This window comes from Pseudomonas citronellolis, assembly GCF_029335315.1.
GTDB lineage: Bacteria > Pseudomonadota > Gammaproteobacteria > Pseudomonadales > Pseudomonadaceae > Pseudomonas > Pseudomonas citronellolis_A.
In genome coordinates, this window is record NZ_JARJLT010000347.1 from 1 (window position 1) to 21,765 (window position 21,765).

The window sequence follows — 21,765 nt, forward strand, 5'->3', positions numbered from 1 at the left end:
TATGACTGCTACCAGAACGCGCTGGCCGAGCGAGTCAACGGCATCTTGAAGAACGAGCTACTGCCCCTGCCTCCAGCCGACCTGCTTCAGGCGCGCCGGATGGTGCGCGAAGCCGTCGATATCTATAACTACGAGCGCCCTCACCAGGCCCTGAAATACAAAACGCCCGATGCGGTGCATCGGGCGTTTTGAGGTCTGGATCTTATCCGGATAGGTGTAAACCTATTTCAGGACTAGACACCGCAGAAATCCACCAATGCCCATCAAGCCCCATACAACCTAGGGCTTGAGACGCATCCTCCCGTCTCTCGACATTCCCAACAATCGACAGGATCTCCCGCCGAAGTGTGGATGGGAGATAGCTGACGCCCACGGTCATCGAGACCTTGGCCGAAGGGGATGGCGCGGGTTTCCCCCCAAGCCTCGCGGCAACGCGTGGCTGCGCATGGTCAAGCCTGTCGCTGGCGCTATTCCCAGCGCGACAGATAGGCGACCGCGGCGGCGGCGGCTTCGGCGCAGATGGCTTCGCTGATGTGGCCTTCGCTCAGGTAGCCATACTTCATGCAGGCGAAGGCGATTTCCACCGACAGGGTCGCCGCGTCCGGCTCCTGCGGCAGGCCCGCGAGCACGCCGCGGGCCTGCAGGTAGCCGCGCAGCAGGTTGCCGATCATCGCGTCCTTCTCCTCGTGGGCCTTGCGGTCGGTCGGGGTGAAGTTGCCGCGCATCAGCAGCGCCGCGGCCTCCGGGTGCGCGTTGTAGTACTCGGCGACACCCCGGACGACACGGCCGATCGCGGCCTGCCAGTCCTCGTCCGCCCGTGGCTGCTGCTCGACGATCAGCGCGCCGATGCGCTCCATCTGCAGCTGCGCCAGGTGGGCGAAGAGCACGTACTTGTCGGGGAAGAACTGGTAGATGCTCGCCCGCGGCACCCCCGACAGCTTGGAGATCTCGGGAATCGACGCGGCGTCGGGGCCGACCTCGCGCAACAGCTTTTCCGCCGCCTCCAGCACCTTGGCGATGCGCGTCTGCGAACGCTCCTGCTGCGGCAGGCGGCCTGCCCTCTTGCCCTTGGGAGACGAAGACGGCGCTTGCACATCATCAAAATCAGACATATGTTATGTTTTACAAAGTGACAAATGTCACCTTTATAGGTTTCCCCACCCTTCCTGTCCAGTGCGAGGACGTCGATGAGCTACGCAGAACAGACCCAATGGCAGGTGATCCAGGCCTTCCTCCCGCCCACCTACCGCATCGATGCGACCAACGCCCCGAAGGAAGAGTACTGGCCTTGGCGCGGCCACCAGGTGCACCTGGACCGCTATGCCAACCCGACTGCGCCAGCCAGGGTCATCCTCTTCCATGGCGTCGGCACCAACGGCCGGCAGATGTCCACCATCGTCGGCCTGCCGCTGGCGCGACTGGGGCTGGAGACCGTGGCCATCGACATGCCCGGCTACGGCGAGACGAAGGTCGCCGCTGGCGCGCAGGTCCGCTATGACACCTGGGTGGAGCTGGCGAATGCGTTCATCGAGCACGAGCGCGCCCGCGACCCGCGGCCGATCTTCCTCTACGGGCTGAGCGCCGGCGGCATGCTCACCTACCACGCCGCCGCGCTGAACGGCCACGTCGCCGGCATCGTCGGCATGACCTTCCTCGACCAGCGCGTGGCGCGGGTGCGCGAGCAAACCGCGCTGTTCCCGCTGATGGGCCGCCTGGGCATTCCCATGATCCACGCTTTTGCGCGCACGCCGCTGGCCGGGCTGAAGATGCCCATGTGGCTGGCCAGCAAGATGCATACCCTGGTCAACGACCGCGCCGCGCTGAAGGCCTGCCTGAACGACCGCACCTCTGCCGGCAACTGGGCCAGCCTGCGTTTCCTCAGTTCCTACCTGGGCTATGCGCCAGCGATCGAGCCGGAAGCCTTCGAGGTCTGCCCCGTCCTGCTGACCCAGCCGGCCGCGGACCGCTGGACCCCGCTCGCCCTCAGCCAGCCGTTCCTGCAACGCCTGGGCCGCGTCGAGGTGACGACGTGCATGCTGGAGAACGCCGGGCACTATCCGCTGGAAGAGCCCGGCCTGGGCCAGATGAACCAAGCCATCCTGGAGTTCGTCGAACGCACCTTGGCCAGGCAGGAAGCCTGGCGGCATCGACAAGCCAGATCGCCAAACGCGGCAGGCCCGCAAGGTGCCGCGAGTCGATAGAGGCCACTTCGACGAATCGCTCGAGTAACGCGGGATCGGCTTGCCTCATGGGAAGCCGTCCGCTTGCCTTGGCCCGTTGGATCAATGCCCGCGGGAAAGCCCCGGCGCCCTGCTCCAGCCCTGCGCCAACCCGCCGAGCTCCGCCCGGGCCCAACAACACACGGCCAGCGCCAGGCCGAGGTGGAAGAGGTCCACGCGGGCCACGCCGAACCAGTCTCCGCGCGTGCCCACCAGCAGGCCGGTGGCGGCGAACGCCACGGCGCCAGCCAGCGCCGCTGGCCAGCGCAGCGAGCGGCCCTTGCGGGCGATGGCCAGCAGCGCCAGCAGGTTCACCCCCAGCGAGGAGCCGTCCGGCACCCAGAGCATCACCGCGCAGAAGCCGATCACCGCCAGGTTGAGGCCCAGGCTGGACGCGCCGCCGATGGCGATCAGCAGCAGCGCCAGGCGCCCGGCCAGGTTGGAGAGTTCGTGGTGCAGCGGCTCCAACTGCGCCAGGCCGGCGTAGACCAGCGCACCCAGCAGCGCCGCCAAGCCCAGCAACGCGAAGCCGAGCAGCGCCCAGCCCTGGCGCCGGCGCAGGCTGCCCAGCGCCGCCCACAGGCAGGCGACGAACAGCGCCAGTTCGCAGAGTACGTGAACGATCATGGCGCCCCCTTCAGACACGCCCGGTCACCGGGATCAGCGCGCCGGTGACGGCGGCCGCGGCGTCGCCGAGCAGGAACAGGATCACCTCCGCCAGCGCGGCCGGGGTCACCCAGCGGGCGACGTCGGCGTCGGGCATGTCGGCGCGGTTCTGCGGGGTGTCGATGATGCTCGGCAGCACCGCGTTGACGGTGACGCCGGCGTCCTTCAGCTCCTCCGCCAGGCTCTCGGTCAGGCGTGCCACCCCGGCCTTGGAGGCGGCGTAGGCGCCCATTCCGGCGCCCGCCTTGAGCGCGCCCGCCGCGCCAATGTTGACGATGCGCCCGGCGTCGGCGCGGCGCAGCAGCGGCAGGGCCGCCTTGCAAGCCGTGACGGCGGTGCGCAGGTTGGCCGCGTAGAGCTGGTCCCAGCCGGCCAGGCCGCCCTCGGCGAGGGTCTGCCAGCGGAAGGCGCCGGCGGCGTTGACCAGGCCGTCCAGGCGCCCGAAGCGCGCCTCGATGCGCGCCATGGCCTGCTCGGCGGACGCCAGCGACGCCACGTCCACGCCGCCGAGCAACAGCGCGTCGCCGAGCGCCGCCGGCAGCACCACGCCGTCGACGCCGGAGCGGCCCAGCATGGCCACCTGCGCGCCGCGCGCCACCGCGCCTGCGGCCAGCGCCAGGCCGAGGTTGCCGAACGCCCCGGTGATGGCGATCACCCGGCCCTGAAGAGTCTTGTCCATGTGCCGCTCCCTGGTTTGTACCTACCCAAGGGTATCCGCGCCCCGCCGGGGCCGCGCGGTCGGCGACGACAGTTGGCCCGGCGAATGGCGCCAGGGCGGCGCGGGCCTACTATCATGCCCATCGATCATCATTATCGGTCCAAACGAATTCATATCGCTTTTGGCCGATATATAGTTCGTTCCCAAGCGATACACACAAAGGCGACGATGAACGAAGCACTGAACCTCGACGAAATCTTCAAGGCCCTGGCCCACCCCGTGCGGCGCGACATGCTGCACTGGCTGAAGGACCCGGAGCGTTACTTCGTCGAGCAGGAACACCAGTCCTTCGACATCGGCGTCTGCGCCGGCAAGTTCGACCAGCGCACCGGGTTGTCGCAATCCACCGTCTCGGCGCATCTGGCCACCCTCCAGCGCGCCGGACTGGTGACCAGTCGCAAAGTCGGCCAGTGGCACTTCTTCAAGCGCAACGAAGAAACCATCGCGGCCTTTGTTCGCCACCTAAGCGAAGCGCTGTAGTCGCAGCGAACTGCCAAGAACATCCCACTCTTTTCCAGGAGCAGGCGCATGCCACTTCCGCTTCTCGTCCTCGCTTTGTCCGCGTTTGCCATCGGCACCACGGAATTCGTCATCATGGGCCTGCTGCCGGACGTCGCCGGCGACCTCGCGGTGTCCATTCCCAGCGCCGGCTGGCTGGTCAGCGGCTACGCCTTCGGCGTGGCGATCGGCGCGCCGATCATGGCGCTGCTCACCGCGAAACTGCCGCGCAAACGCGCGCTGCTGATGCTCATGGGCATCTTCATCCTCGGCAACCTGCTGTGCGCCATCGCCGCCAACTACGGCATGCTGATGCTGGCGCGGATCGTTACCGCGCTCTGCCATGGCGCCTTCTTCGGCATCGGCTCGGTGGTCGCCGCCAGCCTGGTGCCGGCCAACCGCAAGGCCTCGGCCGTGGCCCTGATGTTCACCGGACTGACCCTGGCCAACGTGCTCGGCGTGCCGCTGGGCACCGCGCTCGGCCAAGCCGCCGGCTGGCGCTCGACCTTCTGGGTAGTGACGGTGATCGGTGTGTTCGCGCTGGTCGGCCTGTGGCGCATCCTGCCGGCCGGGCATGACGACGAGCCGGTGAACATCCGCCAGGAAGCTGCGGCGCTGCGCAGCGGCCCGCTGTGGCTGGCGCTGGGCACCACCGTGCTGTTCTCCGCCGCCGTGTTCGCGCTGTTCACCTACGTCGCCCCGCTGCTCGGCGAGGTCACCCAGGTGTCGCCGCGCGGCGTGACCTGGACCCTGGTGCTGATCGGCCTCGGCCTGACCTTCGGCAACATCCTCGGCGGCCGCCTGGCCGACTGGCGCCTGGGCACCACCCTGGCCGGCGTGTTCGCCACCATGGCGGTGGTCTCGGCGGCGCTGAGCTGGACCAGCCAGTCGCTGCTGCCGGCCGAGATCACCCTGTTCATCTGGGCCGCGGCCTCCTTCGCCGCCGTGCCGGCCCTACAGGTCAACGTGGTGCGCGTCGGCCAGAGCGCACCCAACCTGGTCGCCACCCTGAACATCGGCGCCTTCAACGTCGGCAACGCCGTCGGCGCCTGGGTCGGCGGCAGCGTCATCGACCACGGCCTGGGCCTGACCCGCGTGCCGCTGGCCGGCGCCGTCCTCGCCGTACTCGCGCTGATCGCGGTGATGATCGCCTTCAGCGGCAAGCCCACCCAAGCCCAACCCGTCCTCGACTAACCCAGCACATCCCCTTACAGGAGCACCCGCAATGACCACGCTCTTCGACCCGATTACGCTTTTCGACCCGATCACTCTGGGCGACCTGCAACTGCCGAACCGCATCATCATGGCCCCGCTGACCCGCTGCCGCGCCGACGAAGGCCGCGTACCCAACGCGCTGATGGCCGAGTACTACGCCCAGCGCGCCGACGCCGGCCTGATCCTCAGCGAGGCCACCGCCGTGTCCCCGATGGGCGTCGGCTACCCCGACACTCCCGGCATCTGGTCCGACGACCAGGTGCGCGGCTGGAGCAACGTGACCAAGGCCGTGCACGCCAACGGCGGGCGCATCATGCTGCAACTGTGGCACGTCGGGCGCATCTCCGACCCGCTGTACCTGAATGGCGAGCTGCCGGTGGCGCCGAGCGCCATCAAGCCGGCCGGCCATGTCAGCCTGGTGCGTCCGATCAAGGAATTCGTCACCCCGCGCGCGCTGGAAACCGAGGAAATCGCCGACATCGTCGAGGCCTACCGCCAGGGCGCCGAGAACGCCAAGGCCGCCGGCTTCGACGGCGTGGAGATCCACGGCGCCAACGGCTACCTGCTCGACCAGTTCCTGCAGAGCAGCACCAACCAGCGCACCGACCAGTACGGCGGCTCGGTGGAAAACCGCGCGCGCCTGCTGCTGGAAGTCACCGACGCCGCCATCGAGGTCTGGGGCGCCGGCCGCGTCGGCGTGCACCTGGCGCCGCGCATGGACTCCCACGACATGGGCGACGCCGACCCGCTGGCGACCTTCGGCTACGTGGCCCGCGAGCTGGGCAAGCGCGGCGTGGCGTTCATCTTCACCCGCGAGAAGGAAGGCGCGGACAGCATCGGCCCGAAACTGAAGGAAATCTTCGGCGGCCCGTACATCGCCAACGAGCGTTTCACCAAGGCCAGCGCCAACGCCTGGCTGGCCAGCGGCAAGGCCGACGCGGTGTCCTTCGGCATCCCGTTCATCGCCAACCCGGACCTGGTCGAGCGCCTGGCCAAGGACGCGGCCTGGAACGAGCCGCACCCGGAAACCTTCTACGGCAAGGGCGCGGTCGGCTACCTGGACTACCCGCGCCTGTAAGGCCGGCGGACAGCAGCCAATGCAAAGGGCGCCTTCGGGCGCCCTTTTCCATGTTCGTCGCTGGGGCTGGCGCAAGAGCCAACGGCGGATAACGCCGTAGGCGTTATGCGCCCTACGGGTCTGCCGTGATTCTCGTGAATGTGGGTGCCAGATGTAGGGCGAATAACCGTTCGCGGTTATCCGCCGCCAGGCCTGGCGCGATTGCCGACGGCGGATAACGCCGGTGGCGTTATGCGCCCTACTGCCAGCGTAGGGGGACTGTGCTGGCGAGGCGGTAGTCGGGGGAACAGCCCCTGGCCTGCGCGCAGCCCTTGCAGGCGCCGCAGGTCGTCGGTCGCGGCGCGACCTGTTCCACCACGCCCAGCGCCAGCAGCCGTTCCAGCAGCGCGTCGAGCAGCGCCTTGGGTGCGCCGAGACGTTGCGCCAGGGTGGCGGCGTCCGCTGCGCCCAGTTCGCCGAGCAGGTTGCGCAGCGCTATCGCCGAAGCCATCAGTGACAGCCTCCCGCCGCCGGACGCGGGTCATCCGCCAGCACAGGCTCCAGTTGCCGCTGGCCGACGCGGCGCAGCGCCAGGAACAGCAGCAGGTTGAAGGCCAGTACCAGGCCGATGGCCACGGCGCTGTACTGCGGGTGCGCGGCGAAGCTGAAGGTCTGGTAGCAGAGCACCGCCAGCGAGTAGGCCACGTTCAGCCCCCAGAACACCGAGAAGCCCATCCAGTTGCGCCCGCTTTCCCGCGCCAGCGCACCCAGGGTGGTCACGCAGGGCACATAGAGCAGCACGAAGATCAGGTAGCTGTAGGCGGCCAGCGGGCTGCCGAATTTCTGCGCGAAGGTGCCCATGGAGCCGCTGTCCATCTCGCCGTCGGCCATGCTCGCGGCCACCGGGTTGGCCAGCACCGAGAGGCTGAAGGCGTCGCGCAGGCCGCCGGCGGTGTCGACCAGCGCCTCGCGCAGTTGCCCCAGCGGGTCGTAGGCGTCGGCGTCGAAGGCCTGACCCTGGATGTGTTCGGCGGTGTACAGGGTGTTGAGGGTGCCGACCACCACTTCCTTGGCCATCGCCCCGGTGACCAGGCCGACGGTGGCCTGCCAGTTGTCCGCGTGCACGCCCATCGGCGCCAGCAGCGGGGTGACCTGGCGGCTCAGGCTGGCCAGCGCCGAGTCGGCGATGTCGCCCTGCACCGGGCGGCCGTCGAGGGTGACGCTGTTCAGCCCACCGATCACCAGGCTGACCAGGATGATCACCTTGCCGGCGCGCACCACGAAGCTGCGCAGGCGCATCCAGGTCTGCAGCAGCAGGCTGCGCAGGTGCGGCACGTGGTACAGCGGCAGCTCCATGACGAAGGGCGAGGCCTCGCCGCGCATCAGCGTGTGCTTGAGCATCAGCCCGGTCAGCACCGCGACGACGATGCCCAGCAGGTACAGCGAGAAGATCGCCAGCGCGCCCTGCTGGCCGAAGAAGGCCGCGGCGAACACGGCGAAGATCGCCAGGCGCGCGCCGCAGGACATGAACGGCGCCATCATGCAGGTCATCAGCCGCTCGCGCGGGCTGTCGAGGGTGCGCGTGCCCATGATCGACGGTACGTTGCAGCCGAAGCCGACGATCAGTGGCACGAAGGACTTGCCCGGCAAGCCCAGGGCCTGCATCAGGCGGTCCATGACGAAGGCCGCGCGGGCCATGTAGCCGGAGTCTTCGAGCAGGGCCAGGAACAGGTACATCAGGCCGATCTGCGGCACCAGCGGCAGCACCGCGTTGACCCCGCCGCCCAGGCCCTGGGCGAGCAGCGCGGTGAGCCAGTCCGGCGCGCCGCTGCGCGCGCCCAGCCACTGGATGCCGTCGATGAACAGGGTCGCCGAGCCGACGTCGAAGATCGGCTGCAGCGCCCCGCCCAGGGTGATGGCGAAGAAGAACATCAGGTACATCACCAGCAGGAACACCGGGATGCCCAGCCAGCGGTTCAGCACTATCCGGTCGAGCCATTCGGTGAGCCGGTGCGGTTGCGCCTGGCGGTGGTTGCTGGCGCGCTCGCAGATCTCGCCGATCAGCCGGTAGCGGGCGTCCACCAGCAGCAGCTCGGGGTCGTCGCCGCAGGCGCAGCGCACCGCTTCCCGCGCGCCGGCCAGGCGCTGGCGGTCCAGGCCCAACTGCCGTGCGGCGTAGAGGTCGCCTTCCAGCGCCAGCAGGGCGAGCCAGGCGTCGGTGGACGGCGCGCCGGCCGGCAGCAGCGTGCTCACGGCGGCGTGCAGGGACTGTGGGTAATCGACCGCCAGCGGCCGCTGCGGCGCCAGCTCGTCGATGGCCACCTTCAGCGCGTCTATGCCGTCGCCGCGCGTCGACACCAGCGGCACCACCGGGCAGCCGAGCGCCTCGGCCAGGCTCGCGCAGTCGATGCGCAGCCCCTGGGAGCGGGCGATGTCGAGCATGTTCAGGGCCACCACGCAGGGCAGGCCCATCTCGCGCAGCTGCACGCTGAGGTAGAGGTTGCGCTCCAGGTTGGAGGCGTCGACCACGTTGATCAGCAGGTCCACCTCGCCATCGACGATGCAGCGCCGGGCGATCTGCTCGTCGAGCGAGGCCTGGGTGGACAGGGTGGTCAGCGAATAGGTGCCGGGCAGGTCGACCAGGCGCACCGCGTGCCGGGCCGTGCGGAAGCTGCCTTCCTTGCGTTCCACGGTCACCCCGGCCCAGTTGCCGACGCGCTGGCGCGAGCCGGTGAGCTGGTTGAACAGGGTGGTCTTGCCGGCGTTGGGGTTGCCGATCAGGCCGATGCGCAGTTCGTCCATGGCGGCTCAGTCCTGCGCGGCGAGCTGCAGCAGCGCCAGGTCGGCGCGGCGCAACACCAGGCTGCACTGGCGGGTGTCCACCTGCACCGGGTCGCCCAGCGGCGCCACGCGGCGCACGCGCAGTTCCGCGCCAGGCAGCAGGCCCATGGCGAACAGGCGCTGGCGGAACGCGGCGCCAATACCCGGCCGGTAGCCGGTGATGCGGTAGCGGCGGTGCGCTTGCAGGTCGTACATGGGAGCCTCCGGGCGATACGGCGAGCGGTCACGAATCGGAATGACTCGCATTTGCCCGACATTATTCGCCCCTTCGCGCAGCGCCGAACTGACCTGAAGCAATACCCCGCGAGGCTACCACCGCAGAGGTACGGGCAAGAAAAAGCCCCCGGGTCGTGCGACGCGGGGGCTTTCTTGGGGGGCTTTCTCGGCGGCGACTCAGCGCGGCGCGTTGAGCTGCTGCTGGAGGTTCTGCACCTGTGCCTGGAGGGTGTTGATGTTGCGCATCACCTGGCTGCGGAAGGCGTCGAACTCGGCGGTGTTCCCGCCGGCCTGGCCCTGCTTGCCCTCGACTTCGCTGCGCAGGATCAGCAGGTCGTCCTGGATGCTCTTGATCGACTGGCTCTGGTCGCCACGCTTCTTCAGCGCCGCGACGTCGGCGGTGAGGCTCTGGATCTGCGAATTGGCGCTGGCCAGGTCGCCCTGCAGGCCCTTGACCTTGCCCTGCTCGTCGGCCAGCGCCTTGAGCTTGCCGTCGAGCTGGGCGATCAGCTGCGCGGCGCTGTCCTGCTGGGCCTTGAGCTCGACACCGAGCTGGTCGAGGCGCTTGCCCTGCTGGCCGCCGAACTGCGACAGCGAGTCCTGCTGCTGGCGCGCCTGGTCGGCGAGGCGGCCCTGCAGCTGCTTGACCTGCAGCTTGAGCTGCTCGCGGTCGCTGGTGCCGTTGGATTCGTTGGCGACGAACTTGCCGCGGATGTCGTCGAGGCGGCCGGCGGCCTCCTCGCTGATCTTGGCGAAGCTCTCCTGGGTGGCGATCAGCTGCTGCTCCATCAGGGTCAGCTGCTGGTGGCTCCACCAGGCCACCCCGCCGAGGGCGCAGGCCATGGCCGCGACCAGCGCCCACAGCGGGCCGGTGCTGCCGCCACGGGGCTTGGGCTGGGGCGCCAGGCGCTTGCCGTCGGGCTCGTAGACGCGGCGCGGGTGGTGGCCGAACTCGTCGCGGTCGTCCGCGTCGGTGGTCAGGCTGGGCACATCGTCGAAGTCGTCGATACTGTCGTTACGCATGAAGGGAACCTGTGGGAAAAGCGGCATGGCGCCTGCGCAGTGGCGCAGTATATCCGTTCGCGCCGGCGCCTTGGACAGCGCGCTATCGGGGGGCGCGGCGCACCGCGGCGGAGCGCCGTGGACCCGACACAGACCCGCGCGGCGGCCCCGCGGTTCCCGCCAGGCCGCGAAAATAGTGGCAAGGCGACAGTATGGCATATGCCTTGCTCCGCCTCCGCACCGGCGCCACAAGGGCGTTCACTGCGGGGGAGGAAGTTGGGTGATCGAATTCAACAAGGCCATCCTGGACTGCATGCGCGAACTGCGCCGCCGTCTGCGCGAAGAACAGGCGCTGGATATCCAGTTCCAGCAACCCGACGCCATCGCGCGCATGCTGCGGGCCTGCGAAGGCTCCAGCGAAGACCGCACCCGCGAACTCGGCCTGCGCCTGGGCGAGTTGAGCGGCGTGCGCCTGCCCAAGGTGGTGCAGGAGCCGAGCTTCCGCCCCGGCAGCCAGGACACCCGGGCCTACGCCGGGCCGCTGCGCGGCTGAACCTCAGCCGCGACGCAGGCCGCGCAGGAGCAGGTCGAGGGCTTCCAGCGACTGCTCCAGGCGGCCGTCCTGCGGCTCGCCCGCGGCGATCCATAACGCCGCGTCATCCAGGCTGCCGTTGATCAGCCGGGCCAGCGCCCGCGACGGCCCGCTCTCCACCAGGCCGGCCGCCATCAGCGCTTCCAGCTGCGCGTCGAGCGATTCGACGCAGGCCTCCTCGTTCAACGCCGCCGCCATGCCCAGCACCGCCGGCGCGTCCTGCAGGAGGATGCGCCGGATGTCCGCTTCCTGGGCCATCGCCAGGTAGGCCCGGCAGCGCCCGCGAAAGCCTTCCCAGGCGTCCGTGGCGGTGGCCGAAATGGCCTCCAGGCGCGCGTCCATTTCCGCGTCCAGCACCCGCACCAGCGCCGCCAGCAGCCCTTCCTTGCCGCCGAAGTGGTGGTACAGCGCGCCGCGCGTCAGGCCGACGGCGGCGGTGAAATCGTCCATCGAGGTATTCGCGTAGCCCTGTTCGGTGAAGGCCTGGCGCGCGGCGGCCAGGAGCTTGCCGCGGGTCTCCTCGATCATGTCGGCGCGTGAGCGTCGGGTCATCGGCCCATCCTCTGTAGCAGCTGTGCCGGGATTTTACATACGTTGCGTATGTCTATACCATGCCGCATTCACATACGCGACGTATCTAATTTTCCCCGAGCGCCCTCCCCCGGCGCCCGGCGGGCCAGGAGGCCGAGACCATGGGCAACCCCTACCGAGCACTGTTCCAGGCGCCAGGCACCAAGGCCTTCGCCGTGGCCGGCCTGGTGGCGCGTATGCCGATCTCGATGACCGGCATCGGCATCATCACCATGCTCTCGCTGGTGCGCGGCTCCTACGGCCTGGCCGGCGCGGTGGCGGCCACCTTCGCCCTGGCCATGGCCCTGCTCGCCCCGCAGATATCCCGCCTGGTGGACCGCCACGGGCAGCGCAAGGTACTGCCGGTGGCCGCTGCCATCAGCGTCGCCGGCACCCTCGCGCTGCTGCTGTGCACCTACCTGCAGGCGCCGACCTGGAGCCTGTTCGTCTGCGCCGCCCTCGCCGGCTGCATGCCGAGCATGCCGGCCATGGTCCGCGCGCGCTGGACCGAGATCTATCGCGGCCGCCCCGAACTGCAGACCGCCTACGCCCTGGAGTCGGTGCTGGACGAGTTGTGCTTCATCGTCGGCCCGCCGCTGTCGGTGCTGCTCTGCGTGAGCGTGTTCGCCGAAGGCGGCCCGCTGATAGCCGCCCTGCTGCTGGCCGGGGGCGTCAGCGCCCTGGTGGCGCAGCGTCGCACCGAGCCGCCGGTGCACGCGCGCCAGGCCGACGGCGGTTCGGCGATCCGCCTGGGCATCGTGCGCCTGCTGATGCTGACCATGCTGGCGATGGGCGTGATCGTCGGCACCATAGACGTGGTCAGCGTGGCCCTCGCGCAGCAGCAGGGCCAGCCGGCGGCGGCCAGCGTGGTGCTCTCGGTGTACGCCCTGAGCTCCTGCCTGGCCGGGCTCGCCTTCGGCATCTGGCGCCCCGCCCTGCCGCTGGCGCGGCTGTTCCTCTATGGCGGCATCGGCACGGCGCTGACCACCCTGCCGCTACTGCTGGCGAGCGACATCGTCGGCCTGGCGCTGGCGGTATTCCTCGCTGGCGCCTTCTTCGCCCCGACCATCATCGCCGCCATGGCGCTGGTCGAGGCGGGCGTGCCCAGCGCCAAGCTGACCGAGGGGCTGACCTGGCTGATCACCGGCCTGGGCATCGGCGTGGCGGCGGGCGCCGCGCTGTCCGGCTGGGTGATCGACGCCTACGGCCCGCAGGCGGGTTCGAGCGTGGCGCTGGGCGCCGGCGTCGCCCTGCTGCTCGCCGGCGTCTACGGCCGGCGCGCCCTCGGCGCTGCGCCCGGCGCCGTCGCCACGCAGTGCAACGGCTAGAGCCCGTTGAGCTTCCACCAGTCGCAGAACTCGTCCAGCGCGTCCCACAGGCTGGCGCGCGGCTCGTAGTCGAGGAACTGCCGGGCGCGGCTGATATCCAGGCTGAAGTCCTTGGCCAGCACCGCCATGCCCATGCGCGTCAGGGTCGGCTCCGGGCGGCCGGGGCGCAGGTAGCACAGCCCCTCGCTCAGGGTCGCCACGCCCAGCGCCAGCGGATAGGGCATGTGCGCGGTGACCGGCGGCAGGTCGAGGCGGCGCAGCACGTAGTTGACCACGTCCCACAGCGGCAGCGGCTGGCCGTTGCTGATGTTGTAGGCCTGGCCCAGCGCCGGGCCGGTGGCCAGCAGCGCGCTGAACAGGGCGTCGTTTAGGTTCTGCACGCTGGTGAAGTCGACCTTGTTCAGGCCCGTGCCGATGATCTTCAGGCGGCCCTTGCGCTGCGCCGCGATCATCCGCGGGAAGATGCTGGTGTCGCCGGCGCCGGTGACGAAGCGCGGACGCAGCGCCAGCACTTCCAGGCCGAACTCGCTGGCACCGAGGGCGACCTTCTCCGACTGGTACTTGGTGGAGCCGTAGTGGTTGGCGAAACGCGTCGGTACCTGCTCCTCGCTGATGCCGACATGGGCGCGGCCGTCGAAGTAGATCGACGGCGACGACAGGTGCACCAGGCGCCGCACGCCCTGCTTCAGGCACGCCTCGACCACGCTTTCGGTCATGCGCACGTTGGCTTCCTGGAAATGCGCCAGCGACCCCCACACGCCCACCGCCCCCGCGCAGTGCACCACCGCGTCGACGCCCTCGCACAAGCGCCGCACCAGGGCCGGGTCGGACAGGTCGCCGGGGGTGAACTCCGCGCCGCGCCGCACCAGTGGCTCCAGCGCCTCGGCGCGACGGCCGTTGACCCGCACCGCCAGGCCCTGCTCCAGGGCGAAGCGGGCGAAACGCCCACCGATGAACCCGCTGGCCCCGGTCACCAGAATCTTCATGCACGCACCTCTATAGTTGTTGTCTGCCGAATCTAGCAGGACGCCCGCCGCGCAGCCTTGGCCGCGCACGCCAGAACAGCGTCCTTGCGAGCCGCACGACTTGCGGCCGGGCGACAAACCCCGGCCCGGCGGTTAGAACGGCAGGCCAGCCACCCGTTCCCGAGGACCCCGGATGAACAAGCCCCACTGGATGATCTACGGCGCCAACGGCTACACCGGCCGCCTGCTCGCCGAACAAGCGCAACGCCAAGGCCTGCGCCCGCTGCTGGGTGGCCGCGACCCGGCCGCCGTGCAGGCCCTGGGCAGCGTGCTGGGCCTGGAGAGCCGGGTGTTCGGCGCCGACGCCGCCGGTGCCGCGCTGGACGACGTGGCGCTGCTGGTCAACTGCGCCGGGCCCTTCTCGGCGACCGCCGCGCCGCTGCTGGAAAGCTGCCTGGCCAGCGCCACGCACTATGTCGACATCACCGGCGAAATCAGCGTCTTCGAGCACGCCCACAGCCTCGACGCGCGCGCCCGCGCGGCCGGCATCGCGCTCTGCCCCGGCGTCGGCTTCGACGTCATCCCCACCGACTGCGTGGCCGCCTGCCTGGCCGAGGCGCTGCCCGACGCCACCCAGCTGGCGCTGGGCTTCGACACCGGCAGCGGGCTGTCGCCGGGCACCGCCAAGACCACCGTGGAAGGCCTCAAGCTGGGCGGCAAGGTGCGTCGCGACGGCCTTCTGGCGGACGTGCCGCTGGGCTACAAGCGCCGCGACATCGACTTCGGCCGCGGGCTCAAGCACGCCGTGAGCATTCCCTGGGGCGACGTCGCCACCGCCTTCTACAGCACCGCCATCCCCAACATCGAGGTGTACCTGCCGGCGCCGCCGCTGACCGCGCTGGGCATGCGCCTGGTCGACCCGCTGCGCGGCCTGCTGGGCCGCGACGGCGTGCAGCGCTGGCTCAAGGAGCAGGCGCAGAAACGCGTGCGCGGCCCCGACGAACTGGCGCGCGGGCGCCTGCGCACCTGGGTCTGGGGCGAAGTGCGCAACGCCCGCGGGGAAAGGCGCACGGCGCGCCTGGAAACCGCCAACGGCTATGACGTCACCGTGCACGGCGCGCTCATGGCCGTGGCCCACCTGCTCGCCTACGACGGCCCCGGCGGCTACTTCACGCCGTCGCGGCTGTTCGGCCCGCGCTGCGTCGAAAGCCTGCCGGGCAGCGGCACCATCGTCATTCGCTGAGCGGCACCAGGCTTTCCGGCGCGTGGCGCAGCAGGTGCGAGGTGAGCGCGCCGAGCAGCTCGCCGCCGTTGCGCCAGTGGTGCCAGTACAACGGCACGTCGATGACCCGCCCCGGCAGCAGCTCCACCAGCTCGCCGCGCGCCAGCTCGCCGCGCACCTGCTGCTCCGGCACCAGGCCCCAGCCCAGGCCGCCGCAGCTCATGCGCACGAAGCCCTCGGAAGAGGGGCACAGGTGGTAGAGGAAGGCGCCGTCCACGCCGAGGTCGGCGAGGTAGCGGTGCTGCAACTGGTCGTCCGGGCCGTAGACGATGGCCGGGGTGCGGGCCAGCGCCTCGGCGCGCACGCCTTTGGGAAAGTGCCGGGCGACGAACGCCGGGCTGGCCAGCCCGCGATAACGCATGGCGCCCAGCGCCTCGCTGCGCGCGCCGGCCACCGGCCGGGGGCTGGCGCAGACGCAGCCGGCCACCTCGCCGGCGCGCATGCGCTTGAGGCCCACTTCCTGGTCCTCCACGACCAGGTCGAGGAGCACCCGCCGCTCGGCGCAGAAGCCGCCCACCGCGCCAGCCCACCAGGTCGCCAGGCTGTCGGCGTTGAGCGCCAGGCGCAGGCGCTCCGGCGAACCGCCCTCGTCCAGCGCCGGCACCCACTGTTGCAGGTCGCCCTCCAGCAGGCGCACCTGTTGCACATGGTTGAGCAGCCGGCGCCCCAGCTCGGTGGGCTGCGGCCGCGCCGCGCGCACCAGCACCGGCTGGCCGACCCGCGCCTCGAGCAGCTTGATGCGCTGCGAGATCGCCGACTGCGACAGGCCCAGGGCCTGGGCGCCGCGCTCGAAGCCGCCCTGTTCCACCACGGCGGCCAGGGCCGCCAGCAGCTTGTAGTCGAACATCAGATTTCCTAATGAGATATCAACAGGATTCGTTTTCCTTATACATCCGCAGGCCGCAGACTCGCCAGCATTCCCACCCGCTTTCCGCCCACGGAGCCCTGCCCATGGCTGGCGAAACCGCCCTCGACGCGCTGCTGCGCGAAATGACCCCGGTGCTCAACCCCGGCGAATATGTGTTCTGCACCCTGCCCAACGGCCAGGCGCCGGCCGACGCCGTGGTGCTCGGCAGCTTCCGCGAACGCGAGGGCCTGACCCTGCTGCTGGCCCGCGCCGAGGCCGACCGCCTGGGCCTGGCCTACGACTACGTGGCCGCCTGGCTGACCCTGGAGGTGCATTCCGCATTGCAGGCCGTAGGCCTGACCGCCGCGGTGGCCGGCGCGCTGGCCGAGGCCGGAATCAGCTGCAACGTGTTCGCCGCGTTCTTCCACGACCACCTGTTCGTCGCCCACCAGGACGGCCCGGCCGCGCTGCAGGCGCTGCGCCGGCTGTCCCGCGAAGGGAGGGCCTGAGCATGTGGCAGAGCTACCTCAACGGCCTGCTGGTGGCCGCCGGCCTGATCATCGCCATCGGCGCGCAGAATGCCTTCGTCCTGGCCCAGAGCCTGCGCCGCGAGCATCACCTGTGGGTGGCCGCGCTCTGCGTGCTGTGCGACGCCGTGCTGGTCAGCGCCGGGGTGTTCGGCCTGGCCAGGGTGCTGGCGGAGAACCCCACACTGCTCGCCGTGGCGCGCTGGGGCGGGGTGATCTTCCTGGTCTGGTACGGCGCCAAGGCGCTGCGCCGCGCCATCGCCCCGCAGGCCATGGCCGAGGCCGGGCAGACCGGCCCGCGCTCGCGCCGCGCGGTGCTGCTGGCGGCGCTGGCGGTGACCCTGCTCAACCCCCACGTGTACCTCGACACCGTGCTGCTGATCGGCTCCCTCGGCGCCCAGCAGGCGGCCCCCGGCGCCTACGCCATGGGCGCGGCCAGCGCCTCGCTGCTGTGGTTCTTCACCCTCGCCCTGGGCGCCGCCTGGCTCGCCCCCTGGCTGGCGCGCCCGGCCACCTGGCGCCTGGTCGACCTGATGGTGGCGGTGATGATGCTGGGCATGGCCAGCCAGCTGGTGCTGGCCAGCTGAGCCCCGAACGGACGAAAAAGCGAACCTCGAACGGTCACCCCGGTCAGCTATGAGGAATGCTGGCGAACGCCTCGCGCGGCGCAGCCACGGGGCTTTACCCCTGCATTTGCCCCTACAGTTGCTGCGTGGATATGCCGGGGGTCGGGTGCTATGATCCGACCTTCGCGGCGCCAGAGAGCGAGTCTAGCTGGACGCACCCGGCGCGCGCCCGCTCCCCGAGCCGGCGCTACGTACGGATGCCGCGACAATCACCGAACCGGCCCCGTGTACCGGTCGCGCGTTCGCCGCGCTAGCCCTGACCTGAGGAAGATAGGAGAGACACCATGGCTTTCGAATTGCCGCCGCTGCCTTACGCCAAGAACGCCCTCGAGCCGCACATTTCCGCGGAAACCCTCGAGTTCCACCACGACAAGCACCACAACACCTACGTCGTGAACCTGAACAACCTGATCCCCGGCACCGAGTTCGAAGGCAAGAGCCTGGAAGACATCGTCAAGACCTCTTCCGGCGGCATCTTCAACAACGCGGCCCAGGTGTGGAACCACACCTTCTACTGGGAATGCCTGGCGCCCAACGCCGGCGGCCAACCCACCGGCGCCCTGGCTGACGCCATCAACGCCGCCTTCGGTTCCTTCGACAAGTTCAAGGAAGAGTTCACCAAGACCGCCATCGGCACCTTCGGCTCCGGCTGGGCCTGGCTGGTGAAGAAGGCCGACGGTTCCCTGGCCCTGGCCAGCACCATCGGCGCCGGCAACCCGCTGACCAGCGGCGACACCCCGCTGCTGACCTGCGACGTCTGGGAACACGCCTACTACATCGACTACCGCAACCTGCGTCCGAAGTACGTCGAGGCTTTCTGGAACCTGGTGAACTGGGACTACGTAGCGAAGAACTTCGCTGCCTGATACCTTCAGCGTTCCAGCGGAAACCCGGCCTGAGGCCGGGTTTCTGCTTTCTGCGCGCCAGAAAGGCAAGGCTCGGCTAACCTGAGATGCGGATTTGATCGGAAAATGGGTGATGGCCCTTTGACGTCAAAGCTCCGTTTGCCAATACTCAGACCAGTCTTTCGCCGGATGGCGATGAACAAGGAAAGCACCCTTGAAACTGGACCCCCGGCACAGGCTCTCCCTCAAGCTGTTGCGCGTCGTTCTCCTGGCCGCGCTGGCAGTGGGTGTCGTCCTGAGTTGCGCGCAGATCGTCTTCGACGCCCACAAGGCGCAGCAGTCGGTGCACAACGACGCCCAGCGAATCCTCGCCATGGTCCGCGACCCATCGACGCAGGCGGTCTACAGCCTCGACCGCGACATGGCCATGCAGGTCCTCGAAGGCCTGTTCCAGCATGAAGCGGTGCGCTACGCCGCCATCGGCCACCCCGACGAGCCCATGCTGGCGGAAAAATCCCGCCCGTTGCTGGACGCGCCCACCCGCTGGCTCACCGACCCCATCCTCGGCCCCGAGCAGCACTACTCCATCCGCCTGGTAGGCCGCGGCGAACCCGGCGAGTACTACGGCGACCTGAAGATCACCCTGGACACCGCGCCCTACGGCCAGGACTTCGTGGTCACCTCGGTGATCATCTTCCTCTCCGGCATCCTCCGCGCGCTGGCCATGGGCCTGGTGCTGTTCCTGGTCTACCACTGGCTGCTGACCAAGCCGCTGTGGCGCATCATCGACCACCTCACCAGCATCAACCCGGACCGCCCGGGCGAGCACAAGCTGCCGATGCTGGCCGGCCACGAGCACAACGAACTGGGCCTGTGGATCAACACCGCCAACCAGTTGCTGGAATCCATCGAACGCAACGGCCACCTGCGCCGCGAGGCGGAAAACAGCCTGCTGCGCATCTCCCAGTACGACTTCCTCACCGGCCTGCCGAACCGCAAGCTGCTGCAGCAGCGCCTGGACCAGATCCTCGCCGACGCCGGCCGCCAGCAGCACCGCGTGGCCGTGCTGTGCCTGGGCCTGGACGACTTCAAGGGCATCAACGAACAGCACGGCTACCAGTTCGGCGACCAGTTGCTGATCGCCCTGGCCGACCGCCTGCGCAGCCACAGCGCCAGCCTCGGCGCCCTGGCCCGGCTGGGTGGCGACCAGTTCACTCTGGTCCAGGCCGACATCGAGCAGCCCTACGAGGCGGCCGAGCTGGCCCAGCAGATCCTCGACGACCTCGAGCTGCCGTTCCAGCTCGACGAGCAGCCGGTGCAACTGCGCGCCACCATCGGCATCACCCTCTACCCCGAGGACGGTGAGAGCACCGAGAAGCTGCTGCAGAAGGCCGAGCAGACCATGACCCTGGCCAAGACCCGCTCGCGCAACCGCTACCAGTTCTACATCGCCAGCGTCGACAGCGAGATGCGCCGCCGCCGCGAGCTGGAGAAGGACCTGCGCGAGGCGCTGTCGCGCAACGAACTGCACATCGTCTTCCAGCCGCAGGTGGACTACCGCGACCACCGCGTGGTCGGCGTCGAGGCCCTGCTGCGCTGGCAGCACCCGACCCAGGGCTGGGTCGCGCCGGACCTGTTCATCCCCCTGGCCGAACAGAACGGCAGCATCTTCGCCATCGGCGAATGGGTGCTCGACCAGTCCTGCAAGCAGCTGCGCGAGTGGCACGACCAGGGCTTCGACGACCTGCGCATGGCGGTCAACCTGTCCACCGTGCAGCTGCGCCACAGCGCCCTGCCGCGGGTGGTCAGCAACCTCCTGCAGATCCACCGCCTGCCGCCGCGCTCGCTGGAGCTGGAAGTCACCGAGACCGGCCTGATGGAAGACATCTCCACCGCCGCCCAGCACCTGCTCAGCCTGCGCCGCGCCGGCGCGCTGATCGCCATCGACGACTTCGGCACCGGCTACTCCTCGCTGAGCTACCTGAAGAGCCTGCCGCTGGACAAGATCAAGATCGACAAGAGCTTCGTCCAGGATCTGCTGCAGGACGACGACGACGCCACCATCGTTCGCGCCATCATCCAGCTCGGCAAGAGCCTCGGCATGCAGGTCATCGCCGAAGGCGTGGAGACCATCGAGCAGGAAGCCTACATCATCGCCCAGGGCTGCCACGAAGGTCAGGGCTACCTGTACAGCAAGCCGCTCCCGGCGCGCGAGCTGACCCTCTACCTGAAGCAGGCGCGGCGCCTGGCCGAGGCCGCCGGCAGCTCCAGCATCGAACGCCGCTGATCCCTTCGTCCGCCGCTACTGGCAATTCGCAAGCGCGGCCTTTTCAAAAATGCAAATCTTTCGCATTATGTTGCCGCTTTCGTTGCGCAACTCTTTTTGCGCCATCCTCATGCTAAGGAACCCGCCATGACTCGTATGCCCTGGGCCACTGCCAGCCTGCTGGCCATCGCCATCTCCCTCGCCGGTTGCGGCGATGACAAGAAAGAAGCCGCCGCCCCGGCAGCCACCCCGGCCGCCAGCACCCAGAGCGCCGCCCCGGCAGCCACCAAGGTCGACGAGGCCGCGGTCAAGGCCGTGGTGAAAAACTACGCGGACATGGCCGAAGCCGTGTACGGCGATTCCCTGAGCACCGCGAAGGACCTGCAGAAGGCCGTCGACGCGCTGATCGCCAAGCCCAGCGAAGAAACCCTGAAAGCCGCCCGCCAAGCCTGGCTGGCCGCGCGCGTGCCCTACTCGCAGAGCGAAGCCTTCCGCTTCGGCAACAAGGTGGTCGACGACTGGGAAGGCGCGATCAACGCCTGGCCGCTGGACGAAGGCCTGATCGACTACGTCGCCAAGGACTACCAGCACGCCGAGGGCAACCCGGCCGCCAGCGCCAACATCATCGCCAACACCGAGATCCAGGTCGGCGAAGACAAGATCGACGTCAAGGAAATCACCGGCGAGAAGCTGGCCAGCCTGAACGAAGTGGCCGGTTCCGAAGCCAACGTCGCCACCGGCTACCACGCCATCGAGTTCCTCCTCTGGGGCCAGGACCTGAACGGCACCAAGCCGGGCGCCGGCAACCGTCCGTTCACCGACTACGCCCAGGGCAAGGACTGCAGCAACGGTCACTGCGACCGTCGCGCGGCCTACCTGAAAGCCGCCACCGACCTGCTGGTGAGCAGCCTCGAGGAAATGGTCGGCAACTGGAAAGCCGGCGTGGCCGACAACTACCGCGCCAAGCTGGAAGCCGACGGCGCCGACGCCAACCTGCGCAAGATCTTCTTCGGCATGGGCAGCCTGTCCCTCGGCGAGCTGGCCGGCGAGCGCATGAAGGTGGCCCTGGAAGCCAACTCCACCGAAGACGAGCACGACTGCTTCAGCGACAACACCCACCACACCCTGTACTTCAACGCCGAAGGTATCCGCAACATCTACCTGGGCGAGTACAAGCGCGTGGACGGCAGCGTGGTCAAGGGCCCGAGCGTGGCCGACCTGGTGGCCAAGGCCGACGCCCAGGCCAACACCGACCTGAAGGCCGACCTCGACGCCACCCAGGCCGGCATGCAGGCCATCGTCGACCGCGCCGAGAAGGATGGCGTGCACTTCGACCAGATGATCGCCCCGGACGCCGAAGCCGACCACAAGCTGATCAGCACCACCATCGCATCCCTGGTCAAGCAGACCGGCGCCATCGAGAAGGCCGCCGCTGCCCTGGGCATCCAGGACCTGAAGCCGGACAACGCCGATCACCAGTTCTGA

General features: G+C 69.2%; 23 protein-coding genes. 13 read left to right on the forward strand and 10 right to left on the reverse strand.

Features of this window, described 5'->3' with window-relative positions; translation table 11 throughout:
- On the forward strand, positions 1–192 hold a 192-nt coding region (locus tag P3W75_RS26315), incomplete at its 5' end, for an integrase core domain-containing protein (protein ID WP_276230252.1).
- A 275-nt stretch (positions 193–467) separates the two neighbouring features.
- Here the strand turns inward: P3W75_RS26315 and P3W75_RS26320 are convergent.
- Positions 468–1,112: a TetR/AcrR family transcriptional regulator gene (locus tag P3W75_RS26320; RefSeq protein ID WP_276230253.1), complete on the reverse strand. Its 645-nt coding sequence runs from the start codon at positions 1,110–1,112 to the stop codon at positions 468–470.
- A gap of 75 nt (positions 1,113–1,187) precedes the next feature.
- Between P3W75_RS26320 and P3W75_RS26325 the strand changes: the two genes are divergently transcribed.
- Complete coding sequence (locus P3W75_RS26325) at positions 1,188–2,201, forward strand: alpha/beta hydrolase (protein WP_276230254.1); 1,014 nt, start codon at positions 1,188–1,190, stop codon at positions 2,199–2,201.
- An 81-nt stretch (positions 2,202–2,282) separates the two neighbouring features.
- Here the strand turns inward: P3W75_RS26325 and P3W75_RS26330 are convergent, their stop codons facing one another.
- Together P3W75_RS26330 and P3W75_RS26335 are read right to left on the reverse strand one after the other, a co-directional pair.
- Positions 2,283–2,846: a hypothetical protein gene (locus tag P3W75_RS26330; RefSeq protein ID WP_276230255.1), complete on the reverse strand. Its 564-nt coding sequence runs from the start codon at positions 2,844–2,846 to the stop codon at positions 2,283–2,285.
- Positions 2,847–2,856: 10 nt separating this feature from the next.
- Positions 2,857–3,564: an SDR family NAD(P)-dependent oxidoreductase gene (locus tag P3W75_RS26335; RefSeq protein ID WP_276230256.1), complete on the reverse strand. Its 708-nt coding sequence runs from the start codon at positions 3,562–3,564 to the stop codon at positions 2,857–2,859.
- Positions 3,565–3,771: 207 nt separating this feature from the next.
- Between P3W75_RS26335 and P3W75_RS26340 the strand changes: the two genes are divergently transcribed.
- The 3 genes from P3W75_RS26340 to P3W75_RS26350 are packed head-to-tail and all read left to right on the forward strand — an operon-like array spanning position 3,772 to position 6,394.
- Entirely contained in the window at positions 3,772–4,083 is a 312-nt protein-coding gene (locus P3W75_RS26340; protein WP_276230257.1) for an ArsR/SmtB family transcription factor, read from the forward strand.
- A gap of 48 nt (positions 4,084–4,131) precedes the next feature.
- Positions 4,132–5,295 carry an MFS transporter gene (locus P3W75_RS26345; protein ID WP_276230258.1) on the forward strand — a complete coding sequence of 388 codons (1,164 nt, stop codon included), beginning with the start codon at positions 4,132–4,134 and terminating at the stop codon, positions 5,293–5,295.
- A 31-nt stretch (positions 5,296–5,326) separates the two neighbouring features.
- The gene (locus P3W75_RS26350; protein WP_276230259.1) at positions 5,327–6,394 is read left to right on the forward strand and encodes an alkene reductase; all 1,068 of its coding nucleotides are present in this window, start codon (positions 5,327–5,329) and stop codon (positions 6,392–6,394) included.
- 238 nt (positions 6,395–6,632) lie between these two features.
- Here P3W75_RS26350 and P3W75_RS26355 read toward each other — a convergent pair whose 3' ends face one another.
- From P3W75_RS26355 to P3W75_RS26370, 4 genes are all read right to left on the reverse strand, one after another.
- Positions 6,633–6,884 carry a FeoC-like transcriptional regulator gene (locus P3W75_RS26355; RefSeq protein WP_276230260.1) on the reverse strand — a complete coding sequence of 84 codons (252 nt, stop codon included), beginning with the start codon at positions 6,882–6,884 and terminating at the stop codon, positions 6,633–6,635.
- Positions 6,884–9,175 carry a Fe(2+) transporter permease subunit FeoB gene (gene feoB / locus P3W75_RS26360; protein ID WP_276230261.1) on the reverse strand — a complete coding sequence of 764 codons (2,292 nt, stop codon included), beginning with the start codon at positions 9,173–9,175 and terminating at the stop codon, positions 6,884–6,886. Before feoB ends, P3W75_RS26355 begins: the two co-directional genes overlap by 1 nt.
- A 6-nt stretch (positions 9,176–9,181) precedes the next feature.
- The gene (gene feoA / locus P3W75_RS26365; protein ID WP_276230262.1) at positions 9,182–9,409 is read right to left on the reverse strand and encodes a ferrous iron transporter A; all 228 of its coding nucleotides are present in this window, start codon (positions 9,407–9,409) and stop codon (positions 9,182–9,184) included.
- Positions 9,410–9,607: 198 nt separating this feature from the next.
- A complete protein-coding gene (locus P3W75_RS26370; RefSeq protein WP_276230263.1) occupies positions 9,608–10,453 on the reverse strand; it encodes an ATPase in 846 nt (281 codons plus the stop codon).
- Positions 10,454–10,715: 262 nt separating this feature from the next.
- Between P3W75_RS26370 and P3W75_RS26375 the strand changes: the two genes are divergently transcribed.
- Positions 10,716–10,985, forward strand: a complete 270-nt coding sequence (locus P3W75_RS26375) for a hypothetical protein (protein ID WP_276230275.1) — start codon at positions 10,716–10,718, stop codon at positions 10,983–10,985.
- A gap of 3 nt (positions 10,986–10,988) precedes the next feature.
- Here P3W75_RS26375 and P3W75_RS26380 read toward each other — a convergent pair whose 3' ends face one another.
- A complete protein-coding gene (locus P3W75_RS26380; RefSeq protein WP_276230264.1) occupies positions 10,989–11,576 on the reverse strand; it encodes a TetR/AcrR family transcriptional regulator in 588 nt (195 codons plus the stop codon).
- Between the two features lie 140 nt (positions 11,577–11,716).
- Here P3W75_RS26380 and P3W75_RS26385 point away from each other — a divergent pair, with 140 nt between their 5' ends.
- Positions 11,717–12,922 (forward strand): MFS transporter, encoded by a 1,206-nt coding sequence (locus P3W75_RS26385; RefSeq protein ID WP_276230265.1) that lies wholly within the window; start codon positions 11,717–11,719, stop codon positions 12,920–12,922.
- On the opposite strand, the gene P3W75_RS26390 is transcribed toward P3W75_RS26385, so the two are convergent.
- Positions 12,919–13,908 (reverse strand): NAD-dependent epimerase/dehydratase family protein, encoded by a 990-nt coding sequence (locus P3W75_RS26390; protein WP_276230266.1) that lies wholly within the window; start codon positions 13,906–13,908, stop codon positions 12,919–12,921. The genes P3W75_RS26385 and P3W75_RS26390 overlap by 4 nt on opposite strands.
- 172 nt (positions 13,909–14,080) lie before the next feature.
- Here P3W75_RS26390 and P3W75_RS26395 point away from each other — a divergent pair, with 172 nt between their 5' ends.
- A complete protein-coding gene (locus P3W75_RS26395) occupies positions 14,081–15,130 on the forward strand; it encodes a saccharopine dehydrogenase family protein (RefSeq protein ID WP_276230267.1) in 1,050 nt (349 codons plus the stop codon).
- On the opposite strand, the gene P3W75_RS26400 is transcribed toward P3W75_RS26395, so the two are convergent.
- Entirely contained in the window at positions 15,120–16,016 is an 897-nt protein-coding gene (locus tag P3W75_RS26400) for a LysR family transcriptional regulator ArgP (protein ID WP_276230268.1), read from the reverse strand. The two genes, P3W75_RS26395 and P3W75_RS26400, sit on opposite strands and share 11 nt — an antisense overlap.
- A 104-nt stretch (positions 16,017–16,120) precedes the next feature.
- Between P3W75_RS26400 and P3W75_RS26405 the strand changes: the two genes are divergently transcribed.
- The 5 genes from P3W75_RS26405 (at position 16,121) to P3W75_RS26425 (ending at position 21,765) form a co-directional block, all read left to right on the forward strand.
- Entirely contained in the window at positions 16,121–16,525 is a 405-nt protein-coding gene (locus tag P3W75_RS26405) for an ACT domain-containing protein (RefSeq protein ID WP_276230269.1), read from the forward strand.
- Between the two features lie 2 nt (positions 16,526–16,527).
- Positions 16,528–17,130 carry a LysE/ArgO family amino acid transporter gene (locus tag P3W75_RS26410; protein ID WP_276230270.1) on the forward strand — a complete coding sequence of 201 codons (603 nt, stop codon included), beginning with the start codon at positions 16,528–16,530 and terminating at the stop codon, positions 17,128–17,130.
- Between the two features lie 323 nt (positions 17,131–17,453).
- On the forward strand, positions 17,454–18,035 hold the full coding sequence (gene sodB / locus P3W75_RS26415) for a superoxide dismutase [Fe] (protein ID WP_276230271.1): 582 nt from the start codon (positions 17,454–17,456) through the stop codon (positions 18,033–18,035).
- A gap of 193 nt (positions 18,036–18,228) precedes the next feature.
- A complete protein-coding gene (locus tag P3W75_RS26420) occupies positions 18,229–20,301 on the forward strand; it encodes a putative bifunctional diguanylate cyclase/phosphodiesterase (protein ID WP_276230273.1) in 2,073 nt (690 codons plus the stop codon).
- A gap of 126 nt (positions 20,302–20,427) precedes the next feature.
- The gene (locus P3W75_RS26425; protein WP_276230274.1) at positions 20,428–21,765 is read left to right on the forward strand and encodes an imelysin family protein; all 1,338 of its coding nucleotides are present in this window, start codon (positions 20,428–20,430) and stop codon (positions 21,763–21,765) included.